Genomic DNA, 12713 nt, shown 5'->3' with positions numbered 1-12713 from the left:
TCCATGACCGAGATTCAGCTATTTATTCAAGAAGTTTTCCAAAACCAAGAAGTTGTTATTCTCCAATCTGATGAAGGTTTTGCTATAACATTTTCAGAATCATTTATGTATGAAGATGATTCGCCTTTAGAGGTAATTTGTTTTTGGAGCTCTGCCCAAAAGGCAAAAGAAGCCCAGCATGCAAGATGGCAACAACACAAAATAAAGACTATTTCGTTAAACGATTATATAGAACAGTGGTTAATCGGAATGATCGAAGAAGTTGTTTTGGTAGGAATTAATTTAGATGCAAAAGGCAAAGGGGAAGAAGCATTGCCGGTAGATTTTTTGTTAGACATGTGTAATTATGGTATCCAAAACTATCCAACCTTTTCTCTAAAACACTTTAAAACACTAGAAGCATTAAGACAAGAAATTATAAAATTCAAAGAAGAATCTAATTTTAACCAATAGTGGAAAATCTTTTTTTTTCTATCATAATTGCCGTTTACGAAAGACCCATCGAATTAATCGAATTACTACAAAGTTTGAGCAAACAAACTTATAAAAACTTCGAGGTTTTGGTGGTAGATGATGGCTCTAAAAATCCGTTAGAATACATCACTAATGATTTTTCTACACTGTTGACGATTCGCTATCTTTATAAAGAAAACTCTGGGCCAGGATTGAGCCGTAATTATGGAATGCAACAGGCAAAAGGAGAATACTTCATATTTCTCGATTCGGATACGATTGTTCCTAAAGACTACTTATCTATTGTCAATCAAGAGCTTAACGAAGACTATGTAGATGCTTTTGGTGGTCCAGATGATGCCGATAAGAGTTTTAATATTCTGCAAAAAGCTATAACATTTTCTATGACATCCTACCTTACAACAGGAGGGATTCGAGGGGGGAAAAAACAAGTAAATCGTTTTCAGCCCAGAAGTTTTAATATGGGGATAAGCCGAAAAGCGTATGAGTTGACCAATGGATTTTCTAAGTTAAGGGTAGGAGAAGATCCGGATCTTAGCATGCGAATTTGGGAGAAAGGATTGCAAACTAGGCTTTTTCTAGAAGCAAAAGTTTTGCACAAAAGAAGATCGACACTGAAAAGTTTTGCTAAACAAGTTTATCAGTTTGGCATTGCAAGACCCATACTGAACCAACGGCATCCGAACTATATAAAAATTAGTTTTTGGTTTCCAGCAGTCTTTTTGTTAGCGAATATTATTGCATTTCTGTTGGCTTTTTCTTCCCTGTTCGTACAAGGTTTTATGAAAAAAATTTTGTTATTACCACTACTTTTTTGGATGTTTTATCTTGTTTTGATTTTGGTTTTTGCTACAAAACGTTTCGGTAGTTTTATGGTCGGATTAATGTCTATACCCACAACCTTAATTCAATTTTATTGCTATGGTTTTGGCTTCTTAGAAGCACAAATCAAATTAAATATCCTTCAGCAAAAGCCAGAAAAAGCCTTTCCTCGACATTTTTATTTAAAGTGATTTTATCGATTTGCATGTATATTTTATGTAATTTTGCACATTCTTAAAAAACAATCCAATGCGTACGAAATCGGTCGGGAAAAAGAAAATAAATATTGTTACTTTAGGATGCTCTAAAAATGTATATGACTCCGAAGTTTTGATGGGGCAATTACAAGCCAATAAAAAGGAAGTTGTGCACGAAGGAGTAGGAGATATCGTAGTAATCAATACATGTGGATTTATCGATAACGCCAAAGAAGAAAGTATCAACACTATTCTAGAGTATGTCGATCTGAAAGAACAAGGAGAAGTAGAAAAAGTGTTTGTTACAGGATGTCTTTCAGAGCGTTATAAACCAGATTTAGAGGCAGAAATTCCGAATGTCGATCAGTATTTTGGTACTCGCGATTTACCTTTGTTACTAAAAGCTTTAGGAGCAGATTATAAGCACGAGTTAGTGGGTGAACGTTTAACAACAACACCACGTCATTACGCATATCTAAAGATTGCAGAAGGATGCGATCGACCATGTTCATTTTGTGCTATCCCGCTTATGCGTGGAGGAAACATTTCAAAACCGATAGAAGAACTTGTAATTGAAGCTAAAAAATTAGCAAAAAAAGGAACCAAAGAATTAATTCTCATAGCCCAAGATCTTACGTATTATGGCCTAGATCTCTATAAAAGAAGAGCTTTGGCAGATTTACTTAAAGAATTGGTAAAGGTAGATGGTATCGAATGGATTCGTTTGCACTACGCTTTTCCGTCTGGTTTTCCAGAGGATGTTTTAGAAGTGATTAAAAAAGAGAAAAAAGTGTGTAATTATCTCGACATACCTTTGCAACATATTTCTACCGATATTCTGAAATCGATGCGACGCGGAACCACCAAAGAAAAAACCAATGCTTTGCTCGATAAGTTTCGACAATATGTTCCCGATATGGCTATTAGAACAACACTTATTGTAGGTTATCCTGGTGAGACCGAAGAACATTTTAATGAGATGAAAGAGTGGGTGAAAGAACAACGATTCGATCGATTGGGATGCTTCACTTATTCACACGAAGAAAATACACATGCATATCTGCTAGAAGATGATGTTCCGCAAGAAGTAAAAGAACAACGTGTAGAAGAGATAATGGAAATCCAAACACAAATCTCTTACGAGTTGAATCAAGAAAAAATAGGTAAACAATTTCGCGTTTTAATAGATCGAAAAGAAGGTGATAATTTTGTCGGGAGAACAGAATATGATTCTCCGGACGTGGACAACGAAGTATTGATCAATGCAGAAGAAGTCTATTTGTCTATAGGAGATTTCGTACAAGTTGAGATAGTTGATGCGTATGAATTCGATTTAATTGGTAAATTAGTAGAATAATCTAAAAAAACAATCTATATTGTTATGAAAAAAATAGTTTTAAGTTTAAGTCTAACTATCCTAACTTCCTTTTATTTATTGTCTTGTAAATGTGATACAGAAACAACCTCTAATCATGTAGCCAAAACATCTGGTGATGTTGTTGAGGAAGTTGTTGTTGTAAATAACAATGGTACATTAGATGAAAACAACAATTATATATATTCTGTAGGAGAAATTTCAGATATTATTTTGCCTAATAATGATACATTAAATATCGGAGAGTTCTCGACAGAAAAGAAACTAATCAATCAACTAAATGATCAAAAATTTAGCGTTAATATCGATAAAACCAAGGATTGGATAACGCTCGATCGAGTTTATTTCGACATCAACAAGTCTGTAATTACAGATAATTCTTTAGTCCAAATCGATAATATAGCTAAAATACTAAAAGCATATCCTACCGCAACGCTAAAAATAGGAGGGTATACCGATAATACTGGCGATGCAGCAATCAATAAAAAAATTTCTACCAATCGTGCTGATGAAGTAGCCAAAGCATTGGTAAGCAAAGGGATATCTGCAAACCGAATATCAACAGAAGGTTACGGTGATCAACATTTTCTTTGTGAAGCGAATGATACCGATTTGTGTAGAGCGCAAAATCGTAGAGTCGATATCCGAATTACCAAAAAATAAAAATTTAAGCGTTTTTCATGCATTCGCTTTCGGCATTTTTAGCTAAAAAAGATGTACAGTTTTCTGCAAAGCGTTATTTTGTCGATGCAATGGGAGCAATGGCTTATGGTCTATTTGCTACTTTGTTGGTAGGTACAATCCTGAAAACTTTTGGCGACGAATTCCATGTCCATTTTTTGTCTACGGTAGTTTGGCCATTTGCTCAACAAGCTACAGGTCCTGCAATTGCATTGGCAATTGCGTATAGTTTGCGCGCCCCTCAGCTAGTTCTGTTTTCTTCTGCAGTTGTCGGTGTTGCTGCCTATCAGTTAGGTGGTCCATTAGGCGTATTTTTATCTTCGATAATTGCAGTAGAATGCGGTAAGTTAATTTCTAAAGAAACACGAATCGATATAGTTATTACACCAATTGTTACAGTATTGATTGGTATACTCATTGCCCAGTTTGCAGGCCCAAGTGTTCAGCAAATTATGCTTTGGCTAGGACAAATTATCGGACAGTCGACCAATGCTAATCCTATTCTTATGGGAATCGTTATTGCTGTTTTAGTAGGGATGACCTTAACGCTACCTATATCCTCAGCCGCTCTTTGCTTGATGCTCGAATTAGACGGCTTAGCTGCAGGAGCAGCCACTGCCGGTTGTTGTGCACAAATGATCGGTTTTGCAACGATAAGTTTCAGAGAGAATGGTATTCAGGGTTTCTTGGCGCAAGGTCTTGGTACAAGTATGTTGCAAATGCCAAACATTTATAAAAATTGGCGCATATGGATTCCACCCACACTTTCAGCTGCAATCTTGGGTCCGATTGCTACAACCGTCTTACTGATGGAAAATACAGCCTTAGAATCTGGTATGGGCACTTGTGGTTTAGTAGGGCAGATAGGAACTTGGAATGCAATGAAAAACGAATTTTCTACATCTTCAATCCTTTTAAAGATCTCGATATTACATTTTATCTTACCCGCAATTTTAGCGTATATTATTTATTGTATATTGAAAAAAATCAATTGGATACGAACAGGAGATTTAAAGATATTTTGATTTACGCTAAATAAGAAAAATAGTCTTTTAGGATAGTTGCATTTTTAATACGCATTGTATCAATCTCCAAAATTTTAGCTCGTCCTGTGTCTTGATTATAAAAAATATCTAAAATGTTATCTATTTCATTTTCATTGTCTAATTGCCAGTAATCTAAACCAAAGGTTTCGGCTAACCCGTAGGTTTTTAGATGGTGTTTCGTTTCGAAAAATTCTTCTACAACATCGGTCTCATTTGGTCCAGGAATGAAACGGAATATATTTCCTCCTCCATTGTTGATTAAAATGATCCTTAGATTTTTAGGCAGATTTTTATTCCATAACGCATTAGAATCATATAGAAAACTAATATCACCTGTGACTAGAATTGTTAAGTCTTTGCTTACTGTAGCACAACCTACCGCTGTAGAGGTAGAGCCATCGATTCCACTAGTTCCTCGATTGCAAAAATAGGAGCAAGACTTAGGATTGTCGAACAACAATGCATAACGGATAACAGAAGAATTACCATAATGAACATTGCTATTGGTCGGAAAGGTTTTGATTATTTTATCGAAAATCTTTAAATCACTATATGGAGCTTTTTCTATGTATGTTTCATGTTTAGATTCTTTTTCTTTTCTTATTCTATCCCAAAGATGATAATAATTACTTCCTTTTGGATTTATGTACGGAAGGAAATCTTCTAGAAACTGATTTTTATTAAAAAGAATTTTTTCATTTAAAACCTGAAAAGTATCTGGTTGCCAAAATTCATCCAAATGCCAATGTTCTTTTGGTGGATGATTTCGAATAAAATTTTTTATTTTTTTGGAGACAACATTTTGACCGATTGTTAATAAAATTTCAGGTTTTAAATTTTCTAATTCATCTGAACTTAAGTTGTAGATAATTTGGTCTATTTTATTGATAAATAAATTGTTATGAATATTAGATGTTACCTCTGTTAATACAACAACAGAAGGGTCGTTTGCCAAAGAATTTATCAATTGGTTGAAATGTTTGTCGGTAGGATGTAATCCGACCAAAACCAATTTTTTTTGTGCTATATTCCATTTTCTAGATAAGGCAAATATATCTATTTCTGGAAATTCTTTTTCAGGGATTAATAAAGTTTCGATAGTGATCAGTTGCTCGACTGTAGAACCGTAAAATGGTTCTGAAAAAGGCATGTTGATGTGTACAGGTCCCATACATTGTTTAGATTTTGTAAGAGCATCTTTCACCTTTAGCATGTTTTCGGTCAGGGTTTCGGTATCGTCTTTTTCACTCAACTGGGTACTGTAATAGCTATGAGATTGATATAGATTCTTTTGTCTAATCGTTTGTCCATCAAAATTATCAACCAAATGTTCTGGGCGATCAGCGGTAAGGATTATCAGGGGTATATTTTGGTAAAAAGCTTCAGTAACTGCTGGATAATAATTTGCAGCTGCAGAGCCAGAAGTGCAACAAATTACTACTGGTTGTCTCAATTTTTGTGCGATGCCTAAAGCAACAAAAGCGGCTGATCTCTCATCGATAATCGAATGCGTAATAAAACGATCATCGTTGGCAAATTGCATGGTCAGTGCACCATTTCTAGAACCAGGAGACAACACAATATGCTGTATATTTGCGGCTAAAAAAGTTTCAGCTACAAGTTGTACATTAAGTAGGTTTGACTTTTTTTTCAAAATAGAGATAAATTAAAATAGTAAAAGGTTCTGAAAGGGTAAATGTACCAAATCAAAACCTTTGTATCGTTTTGCTTTTATTTTTTTAGGTGTGTAAGCCTCCATCTACACTGATTACTTGTCCTGTAATGTAATTTGCTAGATCAGAAGCTAAGAAAAGACAAGCGTTGGCAATATCTTCTGGCTTTCCACCTCTTTTCAGAGGAATTCCGTTTCTCCATTCTTCAACGGTTTTTTCGTCCAGAACTTCGGTCATTTCAGTTTCTATAAATCCTGGTGCAATTACATTACAACGAATATTGCGTGAACCAAGTTCGAGGGCAACAGATTTAGAAAAACCTATTAATCCAGCCTTAGAAGCTGCATAGTTCGCCTGGCCGGCATTTCCTTTTAACCCTACGATAGAACTCATGTTGAGAATTACACCATTGCGTTGTTTCATCATAGGGCGAATAGCGGCTTTGGTAAGGTTAAATGCAGAATTGAGGTTGACTTGTACCACTTTGTCAAAATCTTCTAAAGACATTCTCATCAAAAGGTTGTCGCGCGTAATTCCTGCATTATTTACAACGATGTCTATTCTTCCGAATTCATTAATTACTTCTGCAACCAACTCTTGTGCGGCATCATAATCTGCTGCATCTGATTGATATCCTTTTATTGTTCCTAACTCTCTTAATTCTTTCTCTAGAGCACTTGCTTTTTCTACCGATGAAGCATAGGTAAAAATCACAGTTGCACCATGTTCTACAAAAGTTTGGGCGATGCTTTTTCCAATCCCTCTTGTTGCTCCAGTAACAATGGCTACTTTTCCTTCGAGTAATTTCATGTACTTCAATATTTAAGACAAACGGCTAATATAAACAAAACCGACGTATTTGCCGGTTTTACTTTTGAAATTTTTTAATTATAAATTGAATTCCTGCTGGATTTTTTCTACATAGTCTAATTTTTCCCATGTGAAAAGTTCAACTTCAACCGTTAAATCTTCCTCACTATTTGTGTTTTTAAAGGTTTTAGTAACTATTCTCGGGCTTCTACCCATGTGGCCGTAACTTGCTGTTTCTTCGTATATTGGGTTTCGTAATTTTAAGCGTTGCTCGATAGCAAATGGGCGCATATCAAATAACGTTTGGATTTTTCTAGAAATCTCAGAATCCGTTAAATTTACTTTAGAAGTTCCATTGGTATTGACCAAGAGAGAAACCGGAGCAGCAACTCCAATAGCATAAGAAACTTGTACCAAAACCTCATCGGCAACTCCTGCGGCAACCATGTTCTTGGCAATGTGTCGGGCAGCATAAGCAGCAGAACGGTCTACTTTCGATGGGTCTTTTCCAGAAAAAGCTCCTCCACCATGTGCGCCTTTACCACCGTAGGTGTCTACGATGATTTTTCTGCCGGTTAGCCCTGTGTCTCCATGTGGACCACCGATTACAAATTTTCCGGTAGGATTGATGTGGTAGGTTATATCATCATCGAAAAGATCTCGAATATGAATAGGCAATTGAGTTTTTACGCGTGGAATTAATATATTGATTATATCACTCTTGATTTTTTCTTGCATTGCATTTTCGTTCGCAAAGTCGTCGTGTTGTGTAGAAATTACGATAGTATCTATGCGAATTGGCTTATTATTATCATCGTATTCTATAGTTACTTGTGCCTTTGAGTCTGGCCTTAAATACGGTAATAATTCTGATTCATTCTTGCGAATATTGGCTAACTCTTCTAATAATTTATGCGATAAATCTAATGCTAGTGGCATAAAATTTTCGGTTTCATTCGTGGCATAACCAAACATCATTCCTTGGTCGCCAGCTCCTTGCTCTTCATCTGAATCGCGCTCTACACCTTGCGAAATTTCGGGAGATTGCTCATGGATTGCAGAGAGAATGCCACAAGAGTTTGCATCGAACATATACTCACTTTTGGTATAACCAATTTTAGAGATGGTTTGTCGGGTAATTTTTTGTAAGTCTATAAAGGCTTTTGTTTTCACTTCTCCGGCCAGTACCACTTGTCCTGTGGTTACCAAAGTTTCACAAGCAACCTTACTTTGCTTATCCAAAGCGAGGTAGTTGTCAAGAATAGCATCAGAAATTTGATCCGCAATTTTATCTGGATGTCCTTCAGAAACAGACTCTGAAGTAAATAAATAAGACATAAATTATATATTTTTTTTATTGGATAAAAAAGGGAGAAGGATTTCTGGTTTAGCAATTGTTTAATGAGGTTGCAATCAGACAAATCCTTCCTCCTGTAAAATTTTCTACAAATATAAGTTTTTTTACCTTTTTGGGAAAGCTTTTTTTGATTTTCGTTTTTTGTACCTAAATTTTCTGGATAGATGAATACTATTCGGATGAAATGCTGTACTTTTATCTTCAAAGAAAAAAAGAATTTATTTCTGATAGTTTAACTAAACTATTTTTAGTATGAAATTAGATACAATTGATGCAAAAATTTTAACTTTTTTGCAACAGGATAGTAAAATTACCTATAAGCAACTATCCGATAAGTTGAATTTATCTTCAACGGCAATACATGAAAGAATAAAAAAATTAGAAAAAAATAAAGTTATTGACAAATATGTTGCATTAGTCGATAGAAAAAAAATTAACAAAGAATTGTTGGTTTTGAGTCATATAAAACTTGCGCAGCATTCTCAAGAAAGTATCAAACAATTCGAAAAAGATATTTTAGAGCAGAAAGAGATTCTTAGTTGTTATCACGTGAGTGGCGATTATGATTATATCATTAAAATGGCTTTTGAAAATATGGATGATTATCGTGATTTTATGATAAATCGCCTAACAAAAATACAAAGCATAGGGAGCACACAAAGTACTTTTGTAATTAGTGAACTGAAAGAGACTTTAGAATATTATATCTGAAAAAATGTATAGACAATGACAAGAGAAGAAGCAATTTTTGGGGGTGGATGTTTTTGGTGTGTAGAACATATTTTCAATCTTTTAAAAGGGGTGGATGAGGCTATATCTGGTTATGCAGGAGGCTTAAGCGAAAATCCTACCTACGAGGAGGTTTGTACTGGGCAAACCATGCATGCCGAAGTTGTAAAAGTTATTTTCGATCCATCGATTATTTCCTATGCAACTTTATTAGAAGTTTTTTGGCAAATTCATGATCCTACGCAGCTCAACAAGCAAGGTAATGATATTGGCACACAGTACCGCTCGGTGATTTATTATCTGAATGATGAACAAAAACACCAGGCCGAAGAATCTAAGAAATTTTATGAACAAGAAAAAAATGTAAATTTTGTTACCGAAATAGAGCCGCTAGAAACATTTTATTCTGCCGAAGCATATCATCAGCGCTACTTCGAAAATAATCCAACACAGCCTTATTGCATGGCTGTCGTGAGCCCAAAAGTGAAAAAATTCTTGGATAACTATCATTATTTGTTGAAATAATCAAGAAAATTTGTTTTTGGTATAGGTTTTGTATTGTAGAAGTAACCAACTAAATATATATATACCAAATTAAATCTTAATTTGAAGTAACTTCTATCTAATTTTATTAGATAGAAGTTTTTTTAATTTGATTTCCAAAAGTAAGGCGTGAAGATAATGACGAATGTGAAAATCTCTAAACGTCCTAAAATCATCAATACGTTACATAACAGTTTAGCAGCGTTCGTTAGATTACTCATATTAGAAGTTGGCCCGTAAACACCAATTCCTGGCCCGACATTTCCTAAGGAAGAGGCTGTAACCGTGAGGCTCGATAAAATACTTTCGTAATCTTTACTTAGGTCGTCATTGATTAATGAAAAAAGGATTGCACTCGAAACCCAAATAAACATATACATCACAAAAAACGCTAAAATATTATAGACAATTTTCTGAGAAATTGCTTTACCTCCATAGCGAACAGGGATTACCGCATTAGGGTGTAGAATTCTTTTGTATTCTATAATACTATTTTTAAGTAGAATTACCTGACGAATTATTTTTATACCACCCGCCGTAGAACCTGCAGATCCTCCTACAAAAAATAAAGAAAACAAGAGTAAAGTAACCAAAGGTGTAATGGTTGTATAATCGGTAAAAATAAAACCGGTGGTTGATAAAATAGATGTAGTGTGAAAAATAGAAAATCGAAATGCATTTTCTAAATTATCAAAATTAAAAGAATCTTCTTTGTAATAATGAAAATAATATACTATAGAGATGATAGCTGAGATAATCAAGATGATTGCAAGGTAACTTTTAAACTCTTCATTTTGCCAAGCTTTCTTCCACTTTAGTCGAGATAAGAAGTAAAGAATAACGAAATTAGTACCCGAAAGAGCCATGAAAAAAGTGAGTATATATTGTATCAATTCGTTGTTTCGCCAGTATGCAATGCTATTGTCTTTGGTAGAAAAACCACCAGCAGACATGGTGCTAAATGAGTGGTTGATTGCATCAAAAAAATTCATTCCGGCAAAATAGAGCAAAATAGTTTCTGCAAAGGTGAGTACGATGTAGATAAGCCAAAGGTTTTTGGCAGTATCAGCGATTCTTGGGTGTATTTTGTCGGGCGAGACGTTTCCGGTATACTCGGCTGAGAACAGTTGCATTCCGCCAATACCTAAAAAAGGCATGATGGCAATAGTCAAAACGATAATTCCCATCCCACCGATCCAATGTGTAAGACTTCTCCAGAATAGTATTGTTTTGGGTAGATAGTCTATATTCTGAAAAATCGTTGTGCCGGTTGCTGTGTAACCAGAGACAGTTTCGTAGAAAAGGTTAATGGTAGTTATATCGTTGGAATAATAAACAGAAAGTGGGAGGTAAGATTCAGAAAAATAATAAGGTAACACTCCAGTAAGAATCAAAATCACCCAACCAAAAGAGACGACCAAATATCCTTCTCTTTTGCGAACGGTGCGCGATGCTTTTTTACCAGATATATACATGAAACCGCCAATGCTCCCTGTTATTAGGCCAGAAATTAGAAAACTGAACGAAAGGTCATCTTTCCAAATTAAACTCAATACCGAGCAAAGTAGCATAAAGAAGGTGTTGAGTAAAAGAAGAATTCCACTAAGGTGGAAAACGATTTTGAAATTGAATGATTTCATTAGAAGTAACGAGTTACGCGTTTTAGGGCGCTTGGAAAAGAAAAGATAATAACACGGTCACCTTTCTCCAAAACAAAGTCGGTTGTCGGAATGATGGCTTCACCTTTCCTAACTATGCCACCGATAACAGCTTCATCTTTAATATTCAATTCGCCTACGGTTTTATTGATGGCCATTGAATGCTCTTTGATTTTGAATTCTAAAACTTCTGCATCCAAATCAGAAATACCAAAAACATCCAAAACTTGACCTTGACGAACGTAACGGAAAATTCCGTCTGCAGTAAGGAGTTTTTTATTAATAAAAGCACTGATGCCTATCTCTTGACTTAGATGAATATAATCTATATTTTCTACCAAAGCGATGGTTTTTCTAACACCTTTTGATTTCGCAAAAAGACAAGACATGATGTTGGTTTCTGACGAACCTGTTACAGCAATAAAAGCGTCTGCTTCAGAAATTCCTTCATCTTCTAGTAAATCTCCATCACTTCCATCGCCATGTATTATAAGAATGTTGTTGAATTCATCAGCCAGATCGAAAGCTCGATCTCTATTTTTTTCTATAATTTTCACATTGTGTTTATCAGCTTTGAGAAGTCTAGCAGTTTTCTTGCCGATACTTCCTCCACCTAGTAGAATGACGTTGTGAAAATAATCTTGTTTTTTACCCAAAAGTTTATACAATTCTAATGTTGCATAATTCTTAGAAATAAAATATACTTGATCATTGTTTTCGAATACAGTTTCATCGGTCGGAATCAAGGTTTCGTAACCCGATTTCGGATTGTAACGAATGATCGCAATGGGCATGAAAAGCCTTTCTGTTCCTCCTTTTGAAGTGAGATAAACATCTTTGTATTTTTTGTTGATGATTTTACAATCGTGATCAAGGATTGTACCGAATAAATTTATTCGCCCTCCATCAAACGAATGCATTTCATTGAATGCAGATTGCTCTATAAGGCTTTTGATTTCATTAGCAGCTAATAATTCTGGGCTAATGAGTGCGTCAATCCCAAAACGCTGAACAGCTAATTGATTCTCACGCAATAAGTATTCTGGATTGCTTATGCGTGCTATTGTACGTTTGGTACCCATTTTTTTGGCAATCAATGCACTTGTAAGGTTGGTGTTTTGGAGTTGGCTTACTGAGATAAACATGTCTGCACTCTCTACGTTTACTTCTCGCAAAGATTTGAAAGAGGTGATATCTCCTCTGTACGTCATTACATCTAATGAGTTTTCTATATGGGACAAACGTTCTTTATCGGTGTCCATCACGATGATATCAAGCATTTCATTTGATAATAATTTTGCCAAATGAAAGCCAACCTCACCAGCACCACCAATAATGATTTTCATGA

Annotated in this window: 12 protein-coding genes; 7 read left to right on the top strand and 5 right to left on the bottom strand. The window is 35.1% G+C overall.

Annotated elements, in window-relative coordinates:
* Positions 1-3: 3 nt before the first annotated feature.
* From HMPREF2660_RS07660 to HMPREF2660_RS07640, 5 genes are read left to right on the top strand one after another with little or no spacing between them, the layout of a single operon-like run.
* Positions 4-453 (top strand): DUF2750 domain-containing protein, encoded by a 450-nt coding sequence (locus HMPREF2660_RS07660; RefSeq protein ID WP_013597146.1) that lies wholly within the window; start codon positions 4-6, stop codon positions 451-453.
* Entirely contained in the window at positions 453-1487 is a 1035-nt protein-coding gene (locus HMPREF2660_RS07655; protein ID WP_070486470.1) for a glycosyltransferase family 2 protein, read from the top strand. Before HMPREF2660_RS07660 ends, HMPREF2660_RS07655 begins: the two co-directional genes overlap by 1 nt.
* A gap of 58 nt (positions 1488-1545) precedes the next feature.
* Positions 1546-2850, top strand: coding sequence for a 30S ribosomal protein S12 methylthiotransferase RimO (gene rimO / locus HMPREF2660_RS07650; protein WP_070486468.1), 1305 nt, complete (start codon positions 1546-1548; stop codon positions 2848-2850).
* 24 nt (positions 2851-2874) lie between these two features.
* Positions 2875-3531, top strand: a complete 657-nt coding sequence (locus HMPREF2660_RS07645; protein ID WP_070486466.1) for an OmpA family protein — start codon at positions 2875-2877, stop codon at positions 3529-3531.
* 17 nt (positions 3532-3548) lie between these two features.
* On the top strand, positions 3549-4574 hold the full coding sequence (locus HMPREF2660_RS07640) for a PTS sugar transporter subunit IIC (RefSeq protein WP_070486464.1): 1026 nt from the start codon (positions 3549-3551) through the stop codon (positions 4572-4574).
* Position 4575: 1 nt separating this feature from the next.
* On the opposite strand, the gene menD is transcribed toward HMPREF2660_RS07640, so the two are convergent.
* The 3 genes from menD to metK all read right to left on the bottom strand — a co-directional run bounded on the left by menD (position 4576) and on the right by metK (position 8416).
* Positions 4576-6249 (bottom strand): 2-succinyl-5-enolpyruvyl-6-hydroxy-3-cyclohexene-1-carboxylic-acid synthase, encoded by a 1674-nt coding sequence (gene menD, locus HMPREF2660_RS07635; protein ID WP_070486462.1) that lies wholly within the window; start codon positions 6247-6249, stop codon positions 4576-4578.
* 85 nt (positions 6250-6334) lie between these two features.
* On the bottom strand, positions 6335-7078 hold the full coding sequence (gene fabG, locus HMPREF2660_RS07630) for a 3-oxoacyl-[acyl-carrier-protein] reductase (RefSeq protein WP_070486460.1): 744 nt from the start codon (positions 7076-7078) through the stop codon (positions 6335-6337).
* Between the two features lie 78 nt (positions 7079-7156).
* Positions 7157-8416, bottom strand: coding sequence for a methionine adenosyltransferase (gene metK / locus HMPREF2660_RS07625; RefSeq protein ID WP_013597139.1), 1260 nt, complete (start codon positions 8414-8416; stop codon positions 7157-7159).
* Between the two features lie 271 nt (positions 8417-8687).
* Between metK and HMPREF2660_RS07620 the strand changes: the two genes are divergently transcribed.
* Complete coding sequence (locus tag HMPREF2660_RS07620) at positions 8688-9146, top strand: Lrp/AsnC family transcriptional regulator (RefSeq protein ID WP_070486458.1); 459 nt, start codon at positions 8688-8690, stop codon at positions 9144-9146.
* 15 nt (positions 9147-9161) lie between these two features.
* Positions 9162-9689 (top strand): peptide-methionine (S)-S-oxide reductase MsrA, encoded by a 528-nt coding sequence (gene msrA / locus HMPREF2660_RS07615; protein WP_013597137.1) that lies wholly within the window; start codon positions 9162-9164, stop codon positions 9687-9689.
* Positions 9690-9811: 122 nt separating this feature from the next.
* Here msrA and HMPREF2660_RS07610 read toward each other — a convergent pair whose 3' ends face one another.
* Entirely contained in the window at positions 9812-11347 is a 1536-nt protein-coding gene (locus HMPREF2660_RS07610; protein ID WP_070486456.1) for a TrkH family potassium uptake protein, read from the bottom strand.
* Complete coding sequence (trkA, locus tag HMPREF2660_RS07605; RefSeq protein WP_013597135.1) at positions 11347-12711, bottom strand: Trk system potassium transporter TrkA; 1365 nt, start codon at positions 12709-12711, stop codon at positions 11347-11349. Before trkA ends, HMPREF2660_RS07610 begins: the two co-directional genes overlap by 1 nt.
* Positions 12712-12713: the final 2 nt, after the last annotated feature.

Origin of the sequence: Weeksella sp. HMSC059D05 (genome assembly GCF_001809725.1) — a bacterium.
GTDB classification, from domain to species: Bacteria; Bacteroidota; Bacteroidia; order Flavobacteriales; family Weeksellaceae; genus Weeksella; species Weeksella virosa.
This window is presented reverse-complemented; position numbering and strand designations above follow the sequence as displayed.